This window comes from Actinokineospora sp. UV203 (genome assembly GCF_056323665.1).
The window spans coordinates 245,296-270,978 of sequence record NZ_CM150484.1; the positions used below are offsets into that span (position 1 = coordinate 245,296).

The 25,683-nt window shown below is 69.8% G+C and carries 16 protein-coding genes; 7 read left to right on the plus strand and 9 right to left on the minus strand.

Annotation, left to right across the window (positions count from 1 at the left end):
- Positions 1-90: 90 nt before the first annotated feature.
- From ACUZ2Y_RS01255 to ACUZ2Y_RS01265, 3 genes are read left to right on the plus strand one after another with little or no spacing between them, the layout of a single operon-like run.
- Positions 91-1,011, plus strand: coding sequence for an ABC transporter ATP-binding protein (locus ACUZ2Y_RS01255; protein WP_476326053.1), 921 nt, complete (start codon positions 91-93; stop codon positions 1,009-1,011).
- Positions 1,008-1,709, plus strand: a complete 702-nt coding sequence (locus tag ACUZ2Y_RS01260) for a hypothetical protein (protein ID WP_476326055.1) — start codon at positions 1,008-1,010, stop codon at positions 1,707-1,709. Before ACUZ2Y_RS01255 ends, ACUZ2Y_RS01260 begins: the two co-directional genes overlap by 4 nt.
- Before the next feature lie 52 nt (positions 1,710-1,761).
- Positions 1,762-2,178 carry an MmcQ/YjbR family DNA-binding protein gene (locus ACUZ2Y_RS01265; protein ID WP_476326057.1) on the plus strand — a complete coding sequence of 139 codons (417 nt, stop codon included), beginning with the start codon at positions 1,762-1,764 and terminating at the stop codon, positions 2,176-2,178.
- A gap of 175 nt (positions 2,179-2,353) precedes the next feature.
- Here the strand turns inward: ACUZ2Y_RS01265 and pulA are convergent, their stop codons facing one another.
- From pulA to ACUZ2Y_RS01285, 4 genes are all read right to left on the minus strand, one after another.
- Positions 2,354-8,068 (minus strand): pullulanase-type alpha-1,6-glucosidase, encoded by a 5,715-nt coding sequence (pulA, locus tag ACUZ2Y_RS01270; RefSeq protein ID WP_476326059.1) that lies wholly within the window; start codon positions 8,066-8,068, stop codon positions 2,354-2,356.
- 37 nt (positions 8,069-8,105) lie between these two features.
- On the minus strand, positions 8,106-8,963 hold the full coding sequence (locus ACUZ2Y_RS01275) for a carbohydrate ABC transporter permease (RefSeq protein ID WP_476326061.1): 858 nt from the start codon (positions 8,961-8,963) through the stop codon (positions 8,106-8,108).
- Positions 8,960-9,931 carry a carbohydrate ABC transporter permease gene (locus tag ACUZ2Y_RS01280; protein ID WP_476326063.1) on the minus strand — a complete coding sequence of 324 codons (972 nt, stop codon included), beginning with the start codon at positions 9,929-9,931 and terminating at the stop codon, positions 8,960-8,962. The genes ACUZ2Y_RS01275 and ACUZ2Y_RS01280 overlap by 4 nt, the downstream gene beginning before the upstream one ends.
- 107 nt (positions 9,932-10,038) lie before the next feature.
- Entirely contained in the window at positions 10,039-11,340 is a 1,302-nt protein-coding gene (locus ACUZ2Y_RS01285; RefSeq protein ID WP_476326065.1) for an ABC transporter substrate-binding protein, read from the minus strand.
- A 238-nt stretch (positions 11,341-11,578) separates the two neighbouring features.
- Between ACUZ2Y_RS01285 and ACUZ2Y_RS01290 the strand changes: the two genes are divergently transcribed.
- Positions 11,579-12,676 (plus strand): ABC transporter ATP-binding protein, encoded by a 1,098-nt coding sequence (locus ACUZ2Y_RS01290; protein ID WP_476326067.1) that lies wholly within the window; start codon positions 11,579-11,581, stop codon positions 12,674-12,676.
- A 37-nt stretch (positions 12,677-12,713) separates the two neighbouring features.
- On the opposite strand, the gene ACUZ2Y_RS01295 is transcribed toward ACUZ2Y_RS01290, so the two are convergent.
- Positions 12,714-13,760 carry a LacI family DNA-binding transcriptional regulator gene (locus ACUZ2Y_RS01295; RefSeq protein ID WP_476326069.1) on the minus strand — a complete coding sequence of 349 codons (1,047 nt, stop codon included), beginning with the start codon at positions 13,758-13,760 and terminating at the stop codon, positions 12,714-12,716.
- A gap of 1 nt (position 13,761) precedes the next feature.
- Entirely contained in the window at positions 13,762-15,381 is a 1,620-nt protein-coding gene (locus ACUZ2Y_RS01300) for a glycoside hydrolase family 13 protein (RefSeq protein WP_476326071.1), read from the minus strand.
- A gap of 218 nt (positions 15,382-15,599) precedes the next feature.
- On the opposite strand from ACUZ2Y_RS01300, the gene ACUZ2Y_RS01305 reads away from it, so the two are divergent.
- A complete protein-coding gene (locus tag ACUZ2Y_RS01305) occupies positions 15,600-17,327 on the plus strand; it encodes a carbohydrate-binding module family 20 domain-containing protein (RefSeq protein WP_476326073.1) in 1,728 nt (575 codons plus the stop codon).
- A gap of 106 nt (positions 17,328-17,433) precedes the next feature.
- Here the strand turns inward: ACUZ2Y_RS01305 and ACUZ2Y_RS01310 are convergent, their stop codons facing one another.
- On the minus strand, positions 17,434-18,003 hold the full coding sequence (locus ACUZ2Y_RS01310) for a TetR/AcrR family transcriptional regulator (RefSeq protein ID WP_476326075.1): 570 nt from the start codon (positions 18,001-18,003) through the stop codon (positions 17,434-17,436).
- Between the two features lie 85 nt (positions 18,004-18,088).
- Here ACUZ2Y_RS01310 and ACUZ2Y_RS01315 point away from each other — a divergent pair, with 85 nt between their 5' ends.
- On the plus strand, positions 18,089-18,550 hold the full coding sequence (locus tag ACUZ2Y_RS01315; RefSeq protein ID WP_476326077.1) for a DoxX family protein: 462 nt from the start codon (positions 18,089-18,091) through the stop codon (positions 18,548-18,550).
- 37 nt (positions 18,551-18,587) lie between these two features.
- Entirely contained in the window at positions 18,588-19,121 is a 534-nt protein-coding gene (locus ACUZ2Y_RS01320; protein WP_476326079.1) for a DUF1990 family protein, read from the plus strand.
- 27 nt (positions 19,122-19,148) lie between these two features.
- Here ACUZ2Y_RS01320 and ACUZ2Y_RS01325 read toward each other — a convergent pair whose 3' ends face one another.
- Positions 19,149-22,373 (minus strand): S8 family serine peptidase, encoded by a 3,225-nt coding sequence (locus tag ACUZ2Y_RS01325; RefSeq protein ID WP_476326081.1) that lies wholly within the window; start codon positions 22,371-22,373, stop codon positions 19,149-19,151.
- A gap of 417 nt (positions 22,374-22,790) precedes the next feature.
- A complete protein-coding gene (locus tag ACUZ2Y_RS01330) occupies positions 22,791-25,676 on the minus strand; it encodes an ATP-binding protein (protein WP_476326083.1) in 2,886 nt (961 codons plus the stop codon).
- Between the last annotated feature and the right edge of the window lie 7 nt (positions 25,677-25,683).

Below are 25,683 nucleotides of genomic sequence, written 5' to 3' on the forward strand. Positions count from 1 at the left end.
GACATTTGTCACGGGAGAACCGGCGTTCTCGCCGCCCGCGGGTGATCTTCGCGCCTACCGGCCCGGCCACCGGGTCGCGACGCTTGACCCATGAACAAGCCAGTCATCGAAGTGGTCGGCCTGCGCTGCCGCTACGGCGGGTTCGAGGCCGTGCGCGGCATCGACTTCGCCGTCCAGCCGGGGGAGCTGTTCGCCCTGCTCGGCACCAACGGCGCCGGCAAGACCACCACCATGGAAGTCCTCGAAGGCCTGCGCGCGCCGAGTGCGGGCAGCGTGCGCGTGCTCGGTCTCGACCCCGCCGCGGACCGGGCGCGGGTGCGGCCACGGACCGGGGTGATGCTGCAGGAGTCGGGGTTCCCGGGCGACCTGACGGTCCGCGAGGCGGTGACGCTGTGGCGCGGCCTCACCAGCCGACCGTCCCAAGTGGACGAGGCGGTGGCCATGGTCGACTTGGCCCACCGCCGGGACGTGCGGGTCAAGGCACTCTCCGGCGGCGAGCGCAGGCGGCTCGACCTCGCCCTGGCCACCCTCGGTCGGCCGGACGTGCTATTCCTCGACGAGCCGACCACCGGCCTCGACCCGGAGTCCCGCCTGCGCACCTGGCGCATCCTGCGGGACCTGCTCGCCCACGGCACGTCGATCGTCCTCACCACGCACTACCTGGAGGAGGCGGAGAATTTGGCCCACCGCATCGCGATCATGCATGAGGGCCGCATCGAGGTGTGCGGCTCGCTGGCCGACGTGTTGGAACGGGAGGCGTCGCGGATCTCCTTCACCCGCCCCGACGGTGTCGCGTTCCCGGACCTGCCCGGCGTCAAGGGCCGGGTCGACCCGGACGCGTTCCTCAAGGGCCGGGTCGAGATCCGCACCCGCGTGCTGCAGGACGACTTGGCGGTGGTGCTGCGCTGGGCCGCCGACCACGACATCCAGCTCGGCCGACTGCGTGCCCACCACGCCTCACTGGCCGACGTCTTCCACGGCGTCTCGCACCACGCGGCGGTGGCGGCATGAACCGCGTCGTCGCGCTGGCCAGGGTCGAACTGGTCCTCCTGCTGCGCAACAAGACCGCCGCCGCGCTCGGGTTGGCGATGCCGCTGGCGATCGGCGTGGGCTTCGCGCTGACGCGCGGCGGTGGCGACTGGGCCGGATCGATCACGATGCAGCTGCTGGTCGTGCACGGTCTCACCGTCTATGTCAGCGCGACCACCGCGCTGGTCGCCCGCCGCCAGGACCTCTCGCTCAAGCGGCTGCGCAGCGGTGAGGCGCCCGAGCCGGTGATCCTGGCGGGGGTGATGGCGCCGATGGTCGTGCTGGGGCTGGTCCAGGCCGTGCTGCTGCCCACGATCGCCGTGATCGCGGACGCCCCGATGCCACGGGATCCGGTGGCCTTGGCGGCCGCGATCGTCGGTGGGACCGTGGTGGCGGCGGGCGCGGCGCTGGCCACGGCGTCGTTCACCGCGACCGCCGAGACCGCCCAGATCACCACGACGCCCCTGTTCGCGGCGACCTTCGCGGGCGCCATGTGGACGCTGTCCTCGCCGACCGTGACCCCGTTGATGCTGGCCGCTCCCGGTGGTGCGACCGCGGCGCTGGTGAAGGCTGGTGTGGAGGGCGGGCCCATCTGGGGGCCGGTGGGCGCGATGGCTGTGTGGACGGTGGCGGCGATCGCGGTGGGGCGGCGGTACTTCCGGTGGGAGCCCCGGGTGTAGCCGAGGGCAGCGGCAGGGCGGAAATGTCGGTGGACGGCGGTAGTTTCCGGGTATGCCCGACTATGCCGACGTGCCGAAGGCGATCCTCGCCGAACTCAGGGCGGTGTGTCTCGCGCTGCCCGACGCGTATGAGGAGCCGGCGTGGGCGGGGACGCGGTGGAGGGTGCGCAAGCGGACATTCGCCCACGTGCTCACGATCGCGTCGGGGCACCCGCCCGCCTATGCCCGGGCGGCGGCCGATGGCGGCCCGGTGACGGTGATGACGTTGCGTGCCCCGCTCCCGGAGATCGATGCGCTGTGCGCGATGGGGCAGCCGTTCTTCAAGCCGGAGTGGGGCGGGAATGTTCTCGGGATGGTGCTGTCGGCGGATACGGACTGGGGCGAGGTCGGGGAGCTCGTGACGGAGAGCTTCTGCATCATGGCGCCGAAGATGCTGGTGGCCCGGGTGGAGCGGCCCGCGACTGGTTGATCGTGTTGCGGATCGGATGGGCGCTTGCGTCGATTCGACGAACGCCTGTCGCGGCTCGGGGGAGTCGGCCATGGGCTTCGGTGCTTGACCCCAACCGCGAACTCGGGTCAGTCCCGGTTGGTCGCACCAGCCCCACAGCACTCTCGGTGCTGTGGGGCTGGTGCCGCTTGAGGGGCTAGCGGGACAGCACCACGACGGAGCGACCCGGCACGGTCACCGACCCATCGCCGACCAGTGCCCGCGAGGCATCCGTGCTCAGCGGATGTGCCGTCCACCCACTTCCGGGCGCCGACACCGTCTTCTCACCAGGGAAGGGATTCACCACCACCAGTAGACCACGCCGCCCAGGGTCGACAGCCACTCCCACGGTGTCGTCCAGGTACGCCACGATCAGCCCGGCCTCAGCGGTCGGGAACGACAGCTTGTCCTGCACCGCACCGGCGTCCGCCAGGGTGAACAGCGGAGACGACTGCCGGATTCGCAGCAGCTCCAGCGTGTCGTCCACCGCCCGACGCATGTCCGCCGACGTCGGCTTGACGGTCGCCGTGGCCAGGACCGGGCCCATGTACGGCCACTTCGCCTGGTTGTCGGCTGCCGGTGGCAAGCCGCGGCCGAAGCCGTTGGACCCCAGTGACGGGTCGTACAGGTTGAACCAGTCCCCGGAGTCGTAGCTGTTGCGGTCCAACGACTTCGAGCGGAGGAACTCGCTGCCCGCCAGCATGAACGGCTGGCCCTGGCCGAGCAGCACCGGAGCGTGGGCGATCTTCTGCATCCGGACCCGGTCGGCCATCGGCGTCCCGATCGGCAGCTTCAACGCCAACGCGTCGAAGAGCGTCTCGTTGTCGTGGGCGTCGGAGTACGTGATGACTTCACCCGGGGTGGCGGTGTAGCCGGCGGGGGAACCGTTGTAGGAGACATCGCGGCCGCGGACCTCAGGGCCCGCCGTGGAGCGGAAGCGGAAGTCGGCCATGTTGCCTGCCATGCCGAGCTTCGCGAGGTCCGTGTAGTTCACCAGTCGAGCCGCGGTGTCGCCGTTGGCGGGGGAGCCGTTGGAGTCGCCTGCCAGGCCGGAAGCCAGGCCCTGCACCCGCGGGTCCGCGTCGAACGGGCCGCCGCCGCGCATGGCGTCGCGTTGGCGGTCGCTGAACGTGGCGATGCCGGTGCCCGCCATGTTGGGCTGGGTGGCCTGGACGAACCGGGCGTTGCCCGCGACCTCGCCGAAGTCCCAGCCCTCTCCGTAGATCCGGATGTCGCGGCCGTCCACACCGTCCCGTTCGACGGTCAGGGCGTCCAGTGCCGCCCGGGCCGCGAGGATGTTCGCCTTGGGGTGGTGGCCCATCAGGTCGAACCGGAAACCGTCCACCTTGTACGCCCGCGCCCAGTGTACGACCGAGTCGACGACGAGCTTGCCCATCATGGCGTTCTCGGTCGCGGTGTTGGCGCAGCAGGTGGAGTTCGCGACCGCACCGTCGAGGCCGAGCCGCTGGTAGTAGCCGGGGACGACCTTGTCGAGGACCGAGTTCGCCGCGTCGCCGGAGGCGGTGGTGTGGTTGTAGACCACGTCCACCACCACGCGGTTCCCGTTGCCGTGCAGCGACTGCACCATCTCGCGGTACTGCCGGGCGCGCGCCGGGCCGGACTGGGCGTCGTCGGTGGCGTAGGAGCCCTCCGGGACGTCGTAGTGCAGCGGGTCGTAGCCCCAGTTGAACCCGTCGCGGGCCGCGGCGGCGCTGGTGCACTCCTGCTGTCGGGGTGAGTCGGCGGGCATCGACGCCAGGTCGCACGCCGGTCGCTGCTGGTCGGTCCGGCGCTCCGGGATGCTGGCGATGTCGAACGTCGGCAGCAGGTGCACGGTGTCCATCCCGGCCTCCGCCAACGACTTCAGGTGCTTCATCCCGACCGAATCCCGATGGGTGAACGCGCGGTACGTGCCGCGCTCGCCCTCCGGAACCGTGTCGTCGGCGATCGAGAAGTCGCGCACGTGCAGCTCGGTGATGCCGTGCTCGGTCGGGTCGCCGCCGAGCCCGCGCGCCACCTGCTGGTCCCAGCCCGCGGGCTTGGCGCTGCCGCCGCCGAGGTCGGCGAACTGCGAGTGCGTCGAGTCCACCGACAGCGCCACCGAGTACGGGTCGGTGACCACGATGGTCCGGAACTTGTTCTCCGGTGCCGACCAGCCGGTCACTTCGAACTGGTAGTACCGGTCCCGCCAAGCCCCACTGCCCGACCACGAGCCGGTCGCGTCGTCGCGGACCAGGTCGACGACCTGTGCGGGCTGGGCGTCGCGCGCGGGCGCCGTGGTGCCGAACAGCCGCAGCTTCACCGACCGCGCGGTCGGCGCCCACAGCCGCGTCGAAACCTGGTCACCGGAGAAACCCGGCCGGTAACTCTGCTGGGTCGCCTCTGAGCCATACCGGTCGTCCAGCGCACCGGCGATCTGGGTGCCCGTGGCGTGCCGAAGGGCACCGCTCGCGTCGACATGGACGGCCGCCTGCTGCGCCCGCAGAGCCTCATCGATACGGCCGGCGTCGGCCGCGCGGACCTGGAACGTCGGCTTTCCCGCGAGGTGCGGGAACTTGGCCGCGAGGTCACCGGCCAACGCGCCGCTCGGCTGCAGCCGCAGCACCTTGCCGCCCCGCACCTGCCCATCGACCACCGTGATCCGGCCGTCCGCGTCGTAGCGCACCTGGTAGCCGTCGGTGGCGACGGCCGGGACGTCCCAGACCAGCTTGTCGCGGCTGACCCAGATCGCCTTCGCCTTGGCCAGGTCCACGTCGGCGGCCGGGGCGGTCGACGGCGGCAGCACGTAGTTCGCGGAGCCGTCGGCCCGCGCGGAACCGGAGAGGAACCAGACCTCGTGCCCGGTCCCGCCGACGTCGAGGAACTGGTCGCTGCCCGGGTCCTTCGTGTCGCCCTTGTGGATGATGTGGCTCAGCCCGGCCGCGCCCGGCGCGAGCGGCACCGACCAGTAGATCCCGAACCCGTCGCGCCCGTCCGCGGGCCGTGACTGGGTCCAGCCCGGACTCGGCTCCAGCGAACCGGTCCAGTGGTAGAGCACCCAGTCGGTGTAGTCGCCGTCGGGCCGCGAGTAGTGGATCACCGCCCGGTTCTCGGCGGCGGCCAGGCTCGGATGCACGGTGGATGACCCCTCGCGCACCCACCCCGCCGCACCCGTGAGCTTGCCGGACATGACCGTGCTCGACCCGTTCACCACGGCGAAGTCGAGCGGTGTCGCCGTAGTCGGGATCTCGGCGACCGCCCCGAACGCGTCGCGCCCGGACAGCGGAATGTCGGCCTGGCCCGGCACCCGCACCGCGAACCCGGTGTAGTCGCCGGACGGACGCTGGAAGTGCACCGTCGCCTTGCCGGTCGCCGCCACCTCACTCGGGTACTGCGTGTCCTGCCCCTGCTTGAGCCACACCTGCGGGGTCGCGGCGGGCGCGGCGAACCGGTCGCCGCCGTCCTTCTCGTCGCCCTTGTGCGTGATGAACCCGACCTGCGTCGCCCCCGGCTTGAGCTTGACCCAGGCGAACCGGCCATACGGCGTCTCACCGGCGAAGGGCAGCGGGGTGCTCCAGTCGGTCGGCGTCTCGACGTCGCCCCACACGTGCAGGCCCCAGCCCGCGTAGTCACCGGCGGGCCGGTTGTAGTGCACGACCAGCCAGTCCGGGCTCTGCCCACCAGGCCCACCGGGCGGCGGGGGAGCGGCGGCGAGCTTGATGGCCGCGCCATCCGCGCCAAGCGTCCCAGCGCCGTCCTTGGCGACGACCCGGAATTCGACCTTCTTGCCGACCGCCGCGCCGCCGAGCTTGGACACGTCGGCGAACACCCGGTACGGCGCGGAGTCGTCGGTGCCGAGCACGGTCCAGTCGCTCGTCCCCTCGACCCGCGCGGCGAACGTGGCCTGCGCGAACGGTGAGGTGATGCCGTCAGCGCGCACCTCCACCCGGTCGTCAAGCACCGTGCCGACTGCCGGAGCCACCAGTGCCGGCTTCGGCGCCGCGACAGGCAGTCGCTCGGTCGAGGCCAGCACCACCGCGGAGAACGCGGGCACGCTCACCCGGACCTTGCCGTCCTGGCCGCTGGTCGGACCCTCGCCGCGCGTCGGCAACTCGGTGCGGAACTTGCGGCCGGGAGCGCCGACCGGCACGTCGACCGTGCTGGGGGCCGCGCCCGCGTTGGCCACGACCACGTATTCGCGCTGGTCCCGCTGGGTGATCCGGCTGAACGCCAAGGTGTCGCCCTCAGCCAGTCGCAGCACCTGGTTGCCGTCCGCCCACACCGGGTCGCGGTCCACAAAGGACGCGAGGTCGGCGAGCTGGCGGTACAGCGGATGCGTGGTCACGAAGTTGTCCTGAGCGCCCGTGCGGTCGCTGCCGACGAACTTCTCGGCGGTGAACTCCGGAGTCTTGCTGGCGAACATGTCCTGCCGGGCCAGCTTGTCGCCGCCACCGCCCGCGAACCCCTGCTCGTCGCCGTAGTAGACGACGGGGTTGCCGCGCCACAGGTACATCAGCGTGTTGCCCAGCTTGAGCCGCTTCAGCAGCTCGTCCTCGGTGACGCCTGGGCGTTCCTGACGCAGCATCCAGGCCATCCGGCCCATGTCGTGGTTGCCCAGGAACGTCGGCAGCGACGCGGCGTTGGAGTCGGCGTCGGTGTACTGGTCGTCGGCGAGCAGCACCTCGGCGAGCCGGTCGGAACCCTTGCCGGACAGGTAGTCCAGCGCGCCGCTCTGGAACGGGAAGTCCAATGTGGCCTGCATCCGGCCCGTCGTGGTGTAGGACGACGTCAGGGACGTGTCGGAGCTGAACACCTCGCCGAAGACGAAGAAGTCCTTCTTGCCCTTGGCCGCCGCGTAAGCCTTCACGTGCGGGGCGAGGGCCTGCCAGAACTCCATGTTCACGTGCTTGACCGTGTCCACGCGGTACCCGTCGATGCCGAGCGTGTCGATCCACGTGGTGAAGATCTTCTGCATGCCCTCGACGACCTTGGGGTTCTCCGTCATCAGGTCGTCGAGGCCGAAGAAGTCGCCGTACTCGTTGGACTCGCCGCTGAACGTCGAGTCGCCGCGGTTGTGGTAGAGCGCGGGATCGTTGAGCCAGGCCGGGGTCTTGGCGTTCGCGTCGCCCGGGGAGCGGAAGACCGGCGTGTACGGGAACGACGATTTCGGGTCCAGCGCCGGGAAGTCCGGCTTGCCCGCGGCGGCCAAGATGTCGACGACGTTGCCCTGGGCGTCGAGATACGGCTGCGCGCCGGTGCTCAGGTACTCGTACTTGCCCTCGGCGTAGTCGATCACGTCGGCGGTGTGGTTCGCGACGATGTCGAAGAAGACCTTCATGCCCTTGGCGTGCGCGTCGCCGATGACCGCCCGCATGTCGGCGGTGGTGCCGAAGTGCGGGTCGAGCCGGGTGAAGTCGGTGGTCCAATAACCGTGATATCCGGCGGAGATGTCGTCCCCGCTGCCCTGGACCCACCGGTTGGCGAACATCGGCGTCATCCAGATCGCCGTGATCCCCATGCCCTTGAGGTAGTCCAGTTTGGACCGCAGACCCGGTAAGTCGCCGCCGTGGTAGAAGCCTTTGTCCGCCGGGTCGAACCCGGTTTTCAGCCGGTCGGTCTCGGCCGATCCGCCGCGGTCGTTGCCGGGGTCGCCGTTGGCGAACCGGTCCGGCATGACGAAGTAGAACCGCTCGCCCGACAGGTCGTCGCGCAGCGCGTCCTTCGCCAGCTTCTTGTCACCGGACCGCACGCCTGGGGCGATGTCGATGACCTCGCCGACCGCGAGGCGGCCGCTCGGTTCGGCCGCCGCCTCGGGCATGAGCTGCGGCAGCAGGGGAACGGCCAGGGCCGCGCCCAAAATGATGGCCAGAACGGATTTCGCGCGTCGACCCATCACAACCTCCTAGTGGTAGAGGAATCGCGTCGCTGAGCTACTTGACCCCGCCCGCGGTGAGACCCGCGACGATCCGGCGCTGGAAGAGCAGCACGAGGATGACCAGGGGGATGGTCACGATGACGCCCGCGGCCATCTGGGTGCCGAAGGGGGCGTCGAACTGGGTGGTGCCGGTGAACTGACTGGTGATGACCGGAGCCGTCTTGAGGTCCTTCTTGTTGACCACGGACAGCGCGATGATGAACTCGTTCCACGCGGCGATGAAGGTGATGATCGCGGTGGTGAAGACACCGGGGGCGGCGAGCGGCAGGATGACTTTGCGGAACGCCTGCGCGGGCGTGCAGCCGTCGATCTGGGCGGCTTCCTCAAGCTCGATCGGCATCTGGCGGAAGAACGCGGTGAGGTTCCAGACCGCGAGCGGCAGGGCGAAGCTCATGCTCGGGACGATCATCGCCTGGTAGGTGTTGATCCAGCCGATCCCGCTGAACAGCTCCAACAGCGGCACCAGCAGCGAGATCCCGGGGAACATGCTGGTGGTGATGATGATCGCCAGCACCAGGTTCTTGAACCGGAAGTCCAAGCGGGCCAACGCGTACGCGGTCAGCGTGCCGATCAGCAGCACCAGGACCGTGGTGATCCCCGCGACCAGGAAGCTGTTGCCCAGGGCGCGGACGAACCCGTTGTTCGCCGCGAACGCCGCCTCATAGGAGTCCAGCGACAGGGGAGCGGGCACGGGGGAGGAGTCGAAGATGTCGTTGGTGCGCCGCAGGCTGGACACCAGCATCCAGTAGAACGGCGAGAGGCAGTACACGACGATGGCGGCGATGCCGAGGTACGGCGCCCACCAGAAGCGGCTCCGGTGCCGGATGGGGGTGCGTTCCAGGGTGGCGGTCATCGGCTCTTCCTTCCGGTCCGGGCCCCGATGACGTCGGCGCCGAGCAGTTTGACGAACGCGAAGGCCACAGCCGCCACGTAGAGGAACAGGAACACCGCGTAGGCCGAGGCGGGCCCGTACTTGCCGAACTTCACCGCTTCCTCGAACGCCAGGATCGTGACCGTGTCGGTGGAGTTCTTCCCCGGCCCGATCAGCGTGTACGGCAGGTCGAACATCCGCAGCGTGTCGAGGATGCGGAACAGCACCGCGACCAGCAGGGTCGGCCGCACCAGCGGCAAAGTGATGGCCCAGAACGTCTTCCACGGCGACGCGCCGTCGAGTTTCGCGGCCTCGTAGACCTCGTTGGAGATGACCTGCAACCCCGCCAGGACAAGCAGTCCGATGAACGGCGCGGTCTTCCACGTGTCGGCGATGACGACCGCGAACCACGCCTGGATGCCGTCGGTGGTCCACAGGACCGCCTCGCCGGGCAGCAGGTCGTTCGCCACGCCGTCGGCCTGGAAGATCCAGCGCCACAACAGACCGGCGATCGCGGTGGGCACCGCCCACGGCACCAGGATGCTGGCGCGGACCAGGGCCCGACCCTTGAAAGCCTTGTGCATCACCAGGGCCATGAGCACGCCGAGCACCACTTCGAGGGTGACCGCGACGACGGTGAACGTCGTGGTGTTCCACAGCGCGTTGAGGAACCGGTCGGCGGTGGCGCCGGTGAACATGTCGGTGAAGTTGTCGATGCCGACGAACTTGTCGCCGGTCTGCAGCACCCCGGTCTCGGGGTCGATGCCGTCGTTGCGCTGGTAGAACGCCAGCCGCAGCGCGGAGATGATCGGGTAGGCGACCACCAGGCCGAGCACGAGCAGGGTCGGCGACACCAGCATCGCCGCCAGGCGGTTCACCCCCGCGTTCCGGTGCGTCTTCGGGGGAGCGGGCGACTCGGGGCGGGGTGGGGCGTCGACGAGCGTGGCCATGGCGGATCTCCAGGCAGCGGCGGGAAAGGGACGGTCGGGCGCGCGCGGCGCCTTGGTGTCAGGAGGGAGCCAGGGATCCGGGGCACCGGATCCCTGGCGGTCCTACATCAGCCCTTGGTCAGGCTTTCCAGCTTCGTCTGCAGCGCGGCGAGCGCGTCGGCGCTGGTGGCCTGGCCGCTCATCGCTGAGTATGCCGCTTCCTGGATGGCGGAGGAGACTTCCTGGTACTTGACGACCGCGGGGCGCTTCTTCGCCTTCTCGATCGACTTCTTCAACTCGGTCAGGTACGGGAACTTCTCGACCAGCGCCGGCTCGTCGTAGAGAGCGGCCCAGGTCGGCGCGAGGCTGGTCTTCTCCAGGTTCTCCCGCTGCTGCTTCTCGTCGACCATGTACTTGATGAAGTCGAGTGCGGTCTTCTTGTTCTTGGCGAACGAGCTGATCGCGTAGTTGTGCCCGCCCAGGGTGGACGAGCCGGGGCCGTCGAGGCCGGGCAGCGGCGCGACGGCGAACTTGCCCGCGACCGTGGACGAGCCGTCGGCGGCGTTGGCCTTGGCGTACTGGTAGGGCCACTGGCGGTGGAAGATGAGTTCACCGGCCTGGAAGGCGCGGCGGCCTTCCTCTTCCTTGAACGTCCGGGCCTTGGCGGCGATCTTGCCGGACTTGACGCCGTCGACGAGGAAGTCCAGACCCGCCTTGGCCTTGTCGGTGTTGACGTTGGGCTTGCCGTCGTCGCCGACGACGTCACCGCCCGCGGAGTTCACCGCTTCGCTGAAGTTGACCGTGAGGCCCTCGTACTTCTCGAACTGACCGGCGTAGCAGGACAGACCGGGGTTCGCGGCGATCACCTTGTCGCAGGCGGCGTTCATCTCGGCCCACGTCTTGGGCGCCGTGACACCGGCCGCGTCGAGCAGGTCCTTGCGGTAGTAGAGGAGGCCGCCGTCGCTGGTGGTCGGCACGGCGTAGAGCTTCTTGAAGTACTTGCCCGTCTCCACGGTCGCGGGCAGCAGCTTGTCGAGCGGGAATTCGCTCTCGGGCAGCTGGGCCACCCACTGGTTGGCCGCGAACTCGGCCGTCCACACGACGTCGAGGTTGAGGACGGTGTAGGCGTCGGACTTGGTCTGCGCGTTCTGCACCATCTGCTGACGCTGGGCGTCGGCGTCCTCGGGCAGCTCGATGACCGTGACCTTCTGGTCCGGGTGTCCGCTGTTCCAGCCGTCGACCTGGTTCTGCAGGTTCCCGGAGGTGTCCTTGCCGGTCACCAGCGTGATCGGCCCGACCCCCTCTAACGCGGTGGGAGCGGTGCTCGTCCCGCCGCCACCACCTGAGTCCGACGATCCGCACGCGCTGACGCCCAAGATCAGGGCTGCCGCGAGCGCGGCACCGCGCAGGGCGCGACCTTGTGTAACCACGACGCCTCCAGAATTGATTCAGAGCGATCGGCCTGGCACTGGCCTGCTCGTTGTTAAGCGGACTTTCCACGGAGGTTGCGAACAAGGGAACGTCGATCCCGCATCCGTTATCGTTTCGAGACCGAAATCACGATAGTTCCTTCATGAAGTTGCAGAAAGTCTTGCAAGACCCTGGTGTTCACGGTAGGGATGCGGCATCCTGGCGGCTCGACCGTCCAGCGGACGCAAAGGATGTGGCATGGCCCAGGTCAGTTACGACAGCGCTTCCCGGGTTTACGCGGGGTCGCCGCCGGTGCGGGCGGTGGATCAGCTCGACCTCTCCGTGGAGGATGGCGAGTTCCTGGTCCTGGTGGGCCCATCGGGATCGGGCAAGTCCACGGCGCTGCGGATGCTCGCCGGGCTGGAGGACGTCGACGAGGGCACCATCCGCATCGGCGACCGGGATGTCACCCATGTGCCGCCGAAGGGTCGCGACATCGCGATGGTGTTCCAGTCGTATGCGCTGTACCCGCACATGACCGTCGCGCAGAACATGGGCTTCGCGCTGAAGCTGCAGGGTTTGTCGAAGTCGGTGATCTCGGAGAAGGTCGGCGAGGCGGCCAAGCTGCTCGACCTGGAGAAGTACCTCGACCGCAAGCCCAAGGCACTCTCCGGCGGCCAGCGCCAGCGCGTCGCCATGGGCCGAGCGATCGTGCGCGACCCGGCGGTGTTCCTCATGGACGAACCACTGTCCAACCTGGACGCCAAACTCCGGGTCGAGACCCGCGCCAACATCGCCGCCCTCCAACGACGCCTCGGCACCACGACTATCTATGTGACCCACGACCAGGTCGAAGCCATGACCATGGGCCACCGCGTCGCGGTGCTCAAAGACGGACTCCTGCAGCAGTGCGACACCCCGCGCGCCCTCTACGACCGCCCCGCCAACGCGTTCGTCGCAGGCTTCATCGGCTCACCCGCCATGAACCTGCACGCTGGAACCGTCGCTGGTGACGCGGTCCGCCTAGGCGGCCTCGACATCGCACTCCCGCGCGACACGGTGGCCGCGATCCGCGAGCAGCAGCTGAGCACGGTCACCGTCGGCGTGCGGCCCGAGTCGCTGACCGTGGTCTCCTCGGGCACCACTGACGCCTTTGGCGTCGTGGTGGACCTGGTGGAGGAACTCGGCGCGGACGCGCTCGTGCACGGACATGTGGCGGGGGAGAACGGCGACCGGCTGGTGATCCGGGTCGACGGGCGCACGCCACCGTCGCTGGGCCAGGAGGTCACCGTGAGCGTGCGCGATCCCGAGGAACTGCACCTGTTCCACCCCGAGACCGGCGAACGCCTGGTGTAGTGACGGAAAAGGGGCCCGCGCGGGCCCCTTTTCCGTGTCAGGACTTGGGTGGGGCCGCCGCCGTCGAGCCGCGGACGACCAGTTCCGGCATGAACACGTACTCCGCGTGCGGCGCCGGGGTTCCCGTGACTTCCTCCAGCAGCGCGTTGACCGCCGCCTGACCCATCGCCTCCACCGGCTGCCGCAGTGTGGTCAGCGGCGGGTCGGAGAACACGATCAGCGGCGAGTCGTCGAAGCCGATCACCGAGACGTCTCGGGGGACCTGCAGGCCGCGCTGGCGGGCCGCCCGGATCGCGCCGAACGCCATCAGGTCGCTGCCGCAGATGATCCCGGTGCATCCCTTCTCTATCAAGGCGTTCGCGGCCGCCTGGCCGCCCTCGACGGTGAACAGGGAGTGCTGCACGAGCTGTTCGGCTTCCTCCGCCGACATGGGCAGCGCGGTGCGCATGTGCTCCACGAAACCCTGGATCTTGCGCACCACCGGCACGAACCGGCGCGGCCCCACGGCCAGGCCGATGCGCGTGTGTCCCTGCGCCACCAGGTGCTGCACCGCGAGCCGCATGGCGGAGCGGTCGTCGGTGGAGACGAACGGCGCCGACACGTGCTCGGTGTAGCCGTTGATCATCACGAACGGCACGCCCTGCCCGGCGAGCTTGACGTAGCGGTCCATGTTCGCCGTGGAATCAGCGTGTAAACCCGAGACGTAGATGATCCCGTTGACCCCGCGCTCGACCAGCGTGTTGGTCAGTTCGTCCTCTGTGGACCCGCCGGGACTCTGCGTGCACAGCACCGGCGTGTACCCGTCACGGGTCAGCACCTGTTCGATGACCTGGGCGAACGCGGGGAAAATCGGGTTGCTCAGCTCCGGGGTGATCAGCCCGATCAGGCCCGCGCTGCGCTCCTGCAGCCGCGCGGGGCGTTCGTAGCCGAGCAGGTCCAGCGCCGCGAGGACGGTCTGCCGGGTCGTGGTGGACACACCCGGCTTCCCGTTGAGCACCCGGCTGACCGTCGCCTCGCTCACCCCGGCCTGGGTGGCGATGTCGCTGAGCCGGGCGGTCCCACTCGCGGCCGATGCCTGGGCCATATCAGTCCTCCCACCACACCGCGGTGTCCGGCGGCAGCAGCACGTGGCCGCTGTCCGACCCGAGCCGCCCCGAGGCCAGCAGCACGGCGCCCGCCACCGGAACGCTCGCCGGGGTGGCACCGAAGTTGATTGCGCAGTGTAACCGGCGCCCGGTGAAAGAGTCGACGCGGGCGAAGCGCAGCAGCGTGTCGTCGCCGTCGTGCCATTCGAGCGTGGGCCGCTCGCCGAGCGCGGGGTGCTCGCGCCGCAGCCGCAGGGCCTCGCGGTAGAGCTCCAGCATCGACTCCGCGGCCCCGACCTGGGCCTCGACCGACATATCCGCCCAGTGCTCCGGCTGCGGCAGCCACGGCGTCGAGCCGTCCGGGCCGAAGCCGAGCGAACTGCCCTCGGTGGTCCATGGGATCGGCACGCGGCAGCCGTCGCGACCACGCTCAGTGCGCAGCGACCGCTCCCACATCGGGTCGCGCAGCGCGTCGTCGGGCAGGTCCAACACCTCGGGCAGGCCCAGTTCCTCGCCCTGGTAGACGTACACCGATCCCGGCAGCGCCAGGGTCAGCAGGGCCGCCGCCCGGGCCCGGCGCAGGCCGTCCTCGCCGTCGCCGTAGCGGGTGACGTGGCGGTGCACGTCGTGGTTGGACAGCACCCAGGTGGTGGGCGCGTCGACCGGCGCCATCGCGGCCAGCGACTCGGTGATCACCTCGCGCAGCGCGGGCGCCGCCCATTCGGCTGTCAGGTAATGGAAGTTGAACGCCTGGTGCAGCTCATCGGGTCGCACGTAGCGCGCTGTCCGGCCAGTGCCGTGCGTCCACGCCTCGGCGACTCCGATGCGCGGTGGCTGGTAGGTGTCGAGGACCTTGCGCCACTCGCGGTAGATCTCGTGCACGCCCTCCTGGTCGAAGTACGGCATCGGGCGGGCGTCGAAGAGTTTGCGCTGCTCGGTGGCGCCGACGTCGGGCAGTCCGTCCGCCTTGATCATCCCGTGGGCCACGTCGATGCGGAAGCCGTCGACCCCGAGGTCGAGCCAGAACCGCAGGATGCCGAGGAAGTCCTCGTGCACGAGCGGGTTGTCCCAGTTCAGGTCCGGCTGGGCGGCGTCGAACAGGTGCAGGTACCAGTCGCCGTCGGGCAGCCGGGTCCAGGCGCCGCCGCCGAAGATGGACTCCCAGTCGTTGGGCGGCAGTTCGCCGGACTCGCCGCGGCCGGGGCGGAAGACGTAGCGGTTGCGCTCCGGCGAACCCGGGCCCGCGGCCAGTGCCGCCTGGAACCAGGCGTGGGCGGACGAAGTGTGGTTCGGCACGAGGTCCACGACCACCTTGATGCCGAGGCCGTGCGCGTCGGCGATGAGCCCGGCGGCGTCGTCCAGCGTGCCGAACATCGGGTCGACGTCGCGGTAGTCGGCGACGTCGTAGCCGCCGTCGGCCATCGGCGACGGGTAGAACGGCGTGATCCACACGGCGTCGACGCCGAGGTCGGCGAGATAGGGCAGGCGGGCGCGGACACCGGGCAGGTCGCCGATCCCGTCGCCGTCGCTGTCGGCGAAGCTGCGGACGTACACCTGGTAGATGACGGCATCACGCCACCAGTGCCGGTCGTCGCGCGGCTGGCTGTCGTCCCGGGTCATGGCGACCCTCCCTGTCGTGGCCGGTCGTGTGCCACCGACGCTAGCAGCGCTTGCAGGATTGCCGAAAGAGTTTGCAGAACATCCGTCGGTCATCTGACCCGTGTATCGGCCAGGACCGCGTGAACAGGGCGTTGACTTGCCGGTTACCCGGAATTTACTCTGCAAGGACTTGCGCAACCGCTCCTCCCTGATCCTTTCCGATAGTCAGGAGAACCAGAGTGCGCCCGAAATCCCGCAAAACCGCCCTGCTCGCCGCCGCCGTGGTCGTGTCCTCCACCGTCGTGATGACCGGGGTGAGCCCGCCGCCCGCGGCGGCCGCCGACACCGGAGTCGCGAACGGCGACGTGATCGCCAACCTGTGGTCGTGGAACTGGCGCTCGGTCGCCACCGAGTGCGTGAACGTGCTGGACCCGGCCGGGTACGGCGCCGTGTGGGTGGCCCCGCCATCCGAGTCGCTGAAGCGGCCCGACGGTGTCTGGTGGGAGGTCTACCAGCCCTACAGCTACCAGCTCGCGAGCCGGTTCGGCACCCAAGCCGAGTTCAGCGCCATGATCAACGCCTGTCACGGCGCGGGAATCAAGGTCTACACCGACGCGGTGATCAACCACAGCGCCGCGCAGACCGGCGTCGGCTACGCGGGCACCACGCTGGCGAACAAGTACGACCCGCCGATGTACGACCGGGTCGACTACAACGTCGACGTCTGCCCGCGCGGCATCAGCAACTGGAGCGACCTGTGGGAGGTCCAGAACTGTGAGCTGCTCGACCTGCCTGACCTCAAGACCGGCAGTTCCTCGGTCCGGTCCAAGATCGCGGGCTACCTGAACTCGCAGATCGCACTGGGTGTGGACGGATTCCGGGTCGATGCCGCCAAGCACATCCCGAACACCGATCTCTCAGCCATCGTCGGTCAGCTCAACAACACGACTTCCGGGGCCCGGCCGTTCATCTTCCATGAGGTGTTTCCCGGTCAGCCGCCTGCGCCGAGCGACTACTACAGCTCCGGCCGGGTGCTGGATTTCACCTACGCCGACAAGATGAAGAGCGCCTTCCAGGGCGATATCGCGAGCCTGTCGTCCTTCGGCACGAGCTGGGGCATTCTGCCCGCGGCCAACTCGGTCTCCTTCGTCACCAACCACGACACCGAACGCGAGCGGCGTCATCTGTCCTATAAGGACGGGGCGATCGCCAAGCTGGCCAACGTCTTCCAGCTCGCTTGGAAGCACACCACGCCGACGGTGTACGCCGGTTTCGAATACAGCACCAACGACCAGTCACCGCCGAGTTCCAACGGTTTCGTCACCGACACGAACTGTGCGTCGGGCTGGCACTGCCTCAACCGCGACCCGGCCGTCGTCGGGATGGTGGGCTGGCACAACAAAGTGGGTTCGGCTGATGTCGCAAACTGGCAGTCCCCGGCCGCGAACGTCATCGGCTTCGGGCGGGGGAGCGCGGGTTTCGTCGCGATCAACAACAGCGGCGGCGCCCACACCTGGCAGTACACGACGGGTCTGCCGGACGGCTCCTACTGCGACGTGATCACCAACTGCGCGTCCCGGGTGGCGGTCAGCGGCGGTCGGGCCACGGTCACCGTCCCGGCCAAGAGCGCGGTCGCGTTCCACACCAACGGTTCCACCCCCGCGGCGGTCACCGGCAGCTACACGGTTCAGGCACAGACGACGTGGGGGCAGAACGTGTCCATCGTCGGCAGCGTGCCCGCGCTCGGCAGCTGGAACCCGGCGAACGCCGTGCCGCTGACCACGGATTCGAGCACGTATCCGCGCTGGCGGGGGTCGAGTTCGCTGCCCGCCGACACCCGGATCGAGTACAAGTTCATCATCCGGGAAGACGGCAAACCGGTCATCTGGGAGACGGGCGCCAACCGCGTCGTCACCACTCCCGGCAGTGGCACCACACTGATCGACGGCGGCTGGTTCCGCCGCTGACCATGTGCGGACTGGCGGAGCGCGGTGTCGGCCGAGGTGACAGGCTCCCGCTCTGTTTGGCGGCAGGTCGGTGACGCGTCGGCGGACGTGCTGACGGTCGGCTGACTTACGCCTCTTTCGAGAAGAGCATTCCGGCGACGGCTCGGGCCGCTTCCTCCGGGTCGTCGCCGGACCCTTCGGGCAGTGCTCCCGTGAGCCAGAGCGTCGCGAATCCGTGCACGATCGACCACGCCGCCACCTTCGCGACCTCGGCGTCGGCCCCGCCCCGGTCGACCGACCCGACCCCGCCGATGAGCAAGTCGCCCGCGCGGCCACGCGCGGCCACCACGCCCGGGTCGTCCGCGTGGTAGAGGTCCGGGCGGAACATCACCTCGAAATGCGCCCGGTGCTCCACGGCGAACCGCACGTAGGCGACGCCCAGTTCGACGAACTCCCCGGTGGATTCCTGGGCGGCGCGCAACGCGTCGGCCAGCAGGTCGTAGCCCTCGGCGGCCAGTGCGGTGAGCACGCCCGCCTTGTCGCCGAAGTGGTGGCCGGGCGCGGCATGCGACACCCCGGCGCGGCGGGCCAGGTCGCGCAGGCTGATCCCGGCCGGACCGTGCTCGGTGATCGCGGCCGCCGCCGCGTCCAGGACGGCTCGGCGGAGGTCGCCGTGGTGGTACGAGCGGGGCGTCATGGCGTGAGCGTATCTAGTCATTGACAAGATGGCATCCCGAGGGCAATCTAGTCACTGTCAAGTTCCTCTCAGGAAGGAGCCCCAGATGGTTCCGCTCGTCGCTCTGGTCGTCGTCACGCTGGTGCTTCTCGGCGTGGGGCGGCTGCGGTCCTGGCCATGGGTGGTCGCCGTGCGCGGTGGTCTGGCGGCCATGTTCACGCTCACCGGCGGCGCGCATTTCATCGGAATGCGCGAAGAGCTGATCAGCATGGTCCCGCCAGGGCTGCCCGCGCCTGGCCTGCTGGTCACGATCACCGGTGTGCTCGAACTCGCTGCGGTAGTCGGCTTGCTGTGGCGTCGGACCGCGCCGTGGGCCGCGGCCGGTCTCACCGTGCTGCTGCTCGCGATGTTCCCGGCCAACGTTCAGAAGGCACTCGGCGAGAACGTGCCGTGGGACGACCAGCTGGTGCCGCGCGGTCTGATGCAGGTGGTCTTCCTGGCCGCGACGGTGTCGGTGGTCCTGTACTACCGCCGCGACGCCCGGGACCGGGTCGCGGTGGCGAAGTGACGAGCGGCTCCGCCCCCCGCCCGGCATGATCGACGCCGTGGACGTCGAACCGCTCAGTGCCGACCGGGCGGCGGAGTTGCGCGCTCGACCGTGGACCTACCCCGAAGTGGGGCAGACCAGGGGCGAGCTTCCGGCGGGCTACAAGACCTTCCGCCGGACGGTCGCCGTCTCGCCGCACGTCACCTTCGAGTCCGCCGCCGACACCCTTCTCACGTGGGGAGTGCAGCGGTCGGCTGGTCTTCGGGTCGCCGCTTCGGAATCGCGGATCGAGCCGGGATCGGTGGCCGTCCTCGGCTTGGGCATCGGGCGGGTGGCGCTGCCGATCCCGTGTCGGGTCGTCTATGTCATCGATGAGTCCGACTGTCAGGGCTTCGCCTACGGCACCTTGCCGGGCCATCCGGAAAGCGGTGAGGAGGCGTTCATTCTCGACCGCCACGACGACGGGAAGACCACCTTCACCGTCGTCGCCTTCTCCCGCCCGGCCTCGTTTCTCGCCAAGCTCGCGGGTCCGGTCGGCGGCCTGTTCCAGAACGCGATGACGACGCGCTACCTGCGAACGTTCCGCCGGTAGCGCGTCGTCATGGCCAGTGCCAGTCGATCAGGTGACGACGCTCTGGACGATCACGTTCCCGGAGCCGACCAGCACGTCGCTGTCCGTGCGGACCTGGACCTGGCCGAGTAGCTGCCTGCCCGCCGCCGGGGCCGCGTTGGCCGTGACCGTGCCCGGCACCGTCCACACCGCACCCGCCGGGCGCAGGGCGTTGGCGTCGGTGACCGACACCGAGCCGAACGCCGGGTTGGTGAACACGTCGACGTAGTCGTACTGCGTGGAGCCCGCGGGCACCGCGAAGCCGTCGACCAGCACGACCCAGTTGCCCACCGCCGGGTTGGCGATGGTCACCGACTCCTCCGAGTCCCCGTCCGCGGCCTGACCGGCCAGGACACATGACCCGCTCGTGCAGTTGAACACAAACAGGTCGAGGTCCGCCGCCGGGTCAGACGGGTTGCCGATGGTGGCCCGCAGCGACGTCGTGCCCGCTGTGACCACGACCAGGCGCTGCTGCTGGGCGAGGTTGGCGATCGTCGGCCGGTCGATGAACGCGCTGCCCAGCGTGGTGCCCACCATCCGGCCGGTGAAGGCGCCGAACAGGTTGGTCGCGGTGTACGAGCGCGCGACCGGCACCCCGATCGTGGCGGACGGGATGATGTCCGGGTTCGGGCTGACCGTCGCGCCGAGCACGGAGGCGGTCAGGGTGAACGGGGTGAACTGCAGATCGGAGGTCCGCCGTGCCTCGACGGTGACCTCCCAGACGCCGGGCGTCGGGTTGGACACTGTGCGGCTGTTCGGGTCGCCCGCGCAGCTGCCGCCCGGGATCACGATAGGCGAGTAGCACGACAGGCTGGAGTTGCTGTCGATCGGGACGCCGTACGGGTGGAACCGCAGGAACCGCGCCTGACCGGTGCCCGGGGTCGCGCTCGGACCGGTGAAGTCGACCTTGAACGCGGGCACGCCGGGCGCCACCTCGAAGAAGTAGCTCAGCGCCTGGTTGCGTGCCACCGTGCCGGTGATGGTGTGCGAGTAGTCCGGCCCCGCGAAGTCGCGCGCGACCACGACCGTGTTGAGGGTCTGGTACTCGATCCCCGGGCTGCCCGGGTCGTCGAGGTTGAGGATCGCCGAGTGCGCGCCGTAGCTGGTCGGGTTGATCGACACGGTCAGCGTCCGGGGCTGGTTCTTCGGCAGGGAGATCGACGTGGCCCCGAGGGAGAAGGTGCCGTCGTTGCCGACCAGCGTCAGGTTGTAGGTGGGGGCGCCGCCAGGGCCCGAGGTGCGGTTGAACGTGTACGTGCGGGTGTAAGGCTGCCCGAGGGTCACGTTCTCCCGGTCGTGGATGCCGACGCCGATGCCCGGCCTGGCCAGGAACTGCTCCAGCGCGGTGTCCACCGGGACGGCCGAGCTGATGTCGACGGTCTTGAGGTTGGCGGACAGCAGCGACCACGCGGCGGGCACCTGGACCAAGCCGTTGCCCTGCTCGTACGCGCCGTACTCGGGGAAGAACCGTGCCGACGAGTTCAGCGCCTTGCGCAGCTGCGCGGGCTGGTGCTGCACACCGGCCTGCTTGGCTCCGCTCACCAGCAGCGCTCCGGCGCCCGCCGCCTGCGGCGAGGCCATGGAGGTGCCGTTGAACATCGAGTAGCCGGGCGGCAGCACGTGCACGCCCGCGACCGGGCCGCCGTTCTGCCACACCGGGGTGGTGGAGATCGCCGCGCCCGGCGCGGTGATGTTGGGCTTGAACCCGCCGTCCTCACGCGGTCCGCGCGAGCTGAACGGGTGCTGGTTGTCGGTGCCCGGCGCGGGTGCGGTCGAGCCGTAGTTGGCCGCCCACGTCGCGTCCGTGATGGTCGTGCCGACGCTCATGACCTTGGTCGCCACCGAGGGGTCGCCGACCGTGTTCTCACCGGGGCCGCTGTTGCCCGCGGAGATGTACATCTGGACGTTCTCCTGATCGATGAGCCGGTCATAAAGCACGGCGCGGGTGTTGTTCGCGTCGTTGAGCGCGGGCAGGCCGCCGATCGACATGTTGATGACGTCGACGTTCGCCTGCTTCGCGGCGTAGATCATGCCTTCGATCAGGGCGTGCGCGGTGCAGCCCGCGACGAACAGGCAGACCCGCACCGACACCAGCTGCGCGCCCGGCGCGGCGCCGCTCATCGCGCCGCCGAACATGCCGTTGGCCGCGATGATGCCCGCGACGTGGCTGCCGTGGGCGCCGGAGACGATGCCGATGTTGACGGTCTTGGTCGCGCCGTCGGTCTGCACGACGAACGGCATGCGCTCGGCCACGGCGGTGGCCGGGTTGTCGGTGCCGAAGTAGCGCACGTCGCGGTTGACCTTGTAGTCGGTCATGACCGGCTCGTCGGTGAAGTCGCGGTCCTGGTCGACGTCGACCCGGACACCGGACGCGCCGTCCCACAGGACGCCGAACCGGCCGCTGGAGCCCGCCGGGTTCCCGTCGCGGTTGACGTCGCTGCCGACCTCGCCGCCGAGGTTGGGGTGCCGCTCGTCGAACACGCCGAAGCGGAACGAGCCCGCGGGGGCGGTGTAGGCGACGCCGCCCGCGGTGAAGGCCGGGCCGGTGACGGGGGAAGTGGTCACCCACGTCGGGTCGCCGTCGGTCAGCGGGTGGGTGTAGGTCACCCAGTCGACGACCTTCGGCACGCCGGTCGTGGTCGTGGCCAGCGCCGGGTGGTCAAGGGTGACGCCGGTGTCGAGCACGCCGACGGTGACACCGCGGCCGTCCCAGGTGGCGTGGGCGCTGGTGAAGGCGTCCGCGCCCATGTCGGCGATCGGCATGTACGGGTTTGCTCGCGGCGTGGTCGCGTCCGGCGGGGGGAAGGGCGTCGGGTTGGTCTGGCCCTCCGGCCGCGGGTCGTCGAGGGCGATGGTCTCGTCGAGGTCGGCGGCCTGCACACCGCTGACCTTGGCGGCCTGCTCGGCCCGGTCGATCGGGACGGAGGCGCGCAGGTAGCCCAGCGCCTGGTCCTGGTAGTCGACCCGGCCACCCAGGGCCTGGACCCCGCGGCTGACGTCACCGCTCGCGCCGAGGTTCGCCGCGATCAGCATGGTGACCGCCGACTGGCCGTTGGCCCGCGCTTCGGCGAGCAGCTGGCGGTCGTGGCGGCCCAGCCCGGAACCCGGCGGCTCACCGGTCCCGCCCGGCGCGGCGCTAGCCAGTCCAGGCGTGAGCGCGGCGACGACGGCGGCGGTGAGCAGGGAGGTGGCGACCGCCCGGAATGCGGGTCGACGGCGGCGAGCTGAGTCCATTGTGGCCCCAAGGGGTGCGTCGTTCGCTGGGCGAACGGGACCGGCGGCTCGTCGGAAGTCGCTCGCAGACACCTCATCGCCCGGGAGAGCGGGAGTGTTTCACCCGAACGCCGAGGGGAGTTCGAGATTGATCGAGGTCCACCCCACACAGTTGGGAACCAACCCTCACCTCTTCACTCCCGAGTCGCAAAGGTGAGACAGCCGCACATCGCCGTTCCTGGCGTGCGCGCCGGCCGGCCCACCTGCCCGTCCCATCTCCACCACCCACAGCCGGGGCGCAGAGGACAAGGGCGTCCCTGAAGGTGTCCCGTCCGGAGGTGCGAGAACAAGGGCGTCCCTGAAGGTGACCCCGAAGGAGGTGCAGGGACGAAGAGCTATCCCTGGAGATTCTCTCGTCCGGGTTGGCGGGGAGAGGAGCTACGGCAGCAGGGTCGCGGCGTGTTCGCCTAGTGCGAGTCGGTTGGGTAAGCCGGTTTTGGTGATCAAGCTTGATACATGTCGTTCCACGGTGCGCGGCGAGAGGTGTAACAGGTCGGCGATCTCACGATTTCCCAATCGTCGCACCAAAAGTGACAGCACCTCGAACTCGCGTACCGTGATTCCCGCCTGTCTCAGGTCGGTGGGGATCTCCTCGGTTCCGGTGCGCCGCTGTGGAACCTTTGCGCCCGCGCGCCGCAGTAGGCCTCGGCAAGCTCCCGCTACCGCCGGGATCTCGCTGCGGTGGAAGTATTCCTCGGCGGTGCGGAGCCACTGCACCGGGTCGCCCCACCCGTCGTCCAAGGCTGCTTCACCGACCAGTCGCAAGCCCAGGTGACGGCTCATCGCGTAGGGCTCGCCGGTGCGGAGAGCGCCCTCCATGGCTGTGGTTGCCTGTGCCTGCTTTCCTTGTCGGCCAAGGAGAACAGCTTGGGCGAACAAGGTGAACTGGCGGTCCCACCGCAGGGCGGTAGCCGAATTCCCAGTGGGCAGGCAGGTTTCCCCCGACATCGCCTGGAGGAGAACCCGCAAGCCGTCGCGGCCGGAGAGGGCGAAGACGCTTGCGCCGGTGTCCGCGCTGTCCATGGCTCTCGCCAAGTCCTTCAACGCTCGCGGGCGGTCTTCCTCCAGCAGTGCGCAGAACGTGCTTGCCAATCCGTACACGCGGGGGGCGTGCAAGGTGAGATCCCCGTTCCACCGCTGGAATTCGCTGAGCGCGGTCTCCATGTCGGCGCGGTCGCCCCGGTGGCCGGCGAGGACGGCCCTGAGCAGCAGGACGTACTGGGTGGTCTCCAGCAGCTTGAGTCGGGTCGTGGCCTCCACCACCTGATCCATCAGCGCGCGGGCGGTGTCGAATTCGCCGCGCAGGATCGAGTGCAGCGCGATGCTGGCCTCGGCCTGGTACCGGGCGGTGACGGCTCCTGCCTTCGATGCCTGGTCGCGGGCCCGTTCCAGGCGGTGCAGGCCCGCGTGGCGCAGGGCGTCGTCATTGCCCAGTCGGATCAGGGCGTGGATTTCCCAGATCGGCAGATTGTGTTGCACGGCAAGCGATCGTGCCCGCTCCAGGCAGCGGGTGGCTTCCTCCGGGTCGCGGTGGCGGGTGATCGCCCCGAGCAGCTGCCAAGCCTGGCACGCGACGGCGGGCAGGGGGAGTGCTTCGGCGACCGTGGCCGCCTTGCGGGCCAGGTCCTCGGCGGTGGCGAGCTGGTCGGGCCCGGGCAGGTCCAAAGCCAGATGCGCGGCGACGACGTCGACCGAGGCGACGGCGTCCGCGTCGGCGTCGGTGCCCAACAGCGCCCGGGCGGCGTCGACCTGTTCGAGGGCGTCCGCCGTGCGGCCCGCGACGGTGGCGGCCCACGCCAGCTTGGTGTGCAGGTCGGCCCGTCGCCGCGGCAGCAGGCCGCCGACCTGGTCGAGGATGCTGACCGACGCCAGCGCGCGCTCCATCATCCCGGCCTCGGCCAACGCGAGCAGTAGCTGCTCCAGCGTCGCCGCGCGGGTGGCCGCGTCGGCCCGGGCCAGCAGTTCCCACGCCCGGTCGAGGAGCGCGACCGCCGACGTGGCCGCCCCCAGTTCCAGCGCGCGCCTGCCGACCTCGGCGAACAGCCTGCCCGCCGCGAGATGGTCGCCCGCGTCCAGGCGCAGCGTCGCGGCCACCTCGCACCATTCGCCGGGGAGATCGGGGTGGATCGCCTCGATGGCGTCGGCGACCGAACGGGCCAGGCGCACGCGCGTGGCCTGGTCCAGGTGGGTGAGCACGGCGTCGCGGCCGAGTTGGTGGTGGAAGGCGTACCAGTCGGGGGCCTGCTCGTCCGGCGCGACGAGCTGCCCGGCCACATCGTCCTGCAGCAGGCTGAACAGGTCGCGGTCGCCGAGGCCGATGACGCGCTGCACCACCGTGACCGGGAACCGCAGGCCGAACGTGGCCGCCACCGACAGCAGTTCGCGCGTGCGCGGACCGAGCTGCGCCACCCGGCGCGACAGCGGCAGGGCGAGCCCCGCGGTCATGCCTGCCCCGGACTCGGTGACGCACCACCCGGTGTCGTCCCGGGTGAGGACGCCTTCGTCGACCATCGTGGTGACGAGTTCCTCGGCGATGAACGGGATTCCGGCGCTGCCCGCCCACAGCAGGTCGACCGCGGCCTCCGGCACCAGCGCCGGATCGACCTCCAGGCACCCCGCCGCGAGTTCCCGCAGTCCGGGGCCGGTCAGCGGGGCCAGCTCGATCAGCACACAGCGGCCGCGCTGGGCGGCCGCGCGGGCCATGCGCAGCGCCGCGCAATCGGTGTCGCGGATGGCCCCGAGCAGCACCGTCGGCTGCAAGTCGAGGTTGTCGACTAGATATTCCAGTACCGCCAGCGTCTCCGGGTCGGCCTCGTGTAGATCGTCGAGCGCGAGCAGGGTGCCGCGCCCCTGGCCGATGACACCGGTCAGCCGCAGCACCGCCTCGGCCAGCACGACGAGCGACTCGCCGTCCCGCGCGGCCGCCGCCTCGCCCCACCCGGGCACCAGCCTTCCCAGGACCGGCCCGTAGGGGCCCAGGTCCGCCGGGTCGACCGTCTCAGCCCGCAGCAGCGAGAAGATCGCCTCGGTGAGCGGCCGGAACGGCGCCATCGGACCGATGGCGCTGGCGCGGCCCCGCATGAGCGCCATTCCCGCCGTATACGCCGATTCGATGGCGGCGGCGGCGAGGCGCGACTTGCCGATTCCGGCCTCGCCCACCAGGAACACCGCCGCGCCGCGGCCGGACTCGGCCTCCAACAACGCATCGATGACCGCTCGCAATTCGGACTCGCGACCCACGAGGACTGACGAACGGTGGCGCACGGCGACC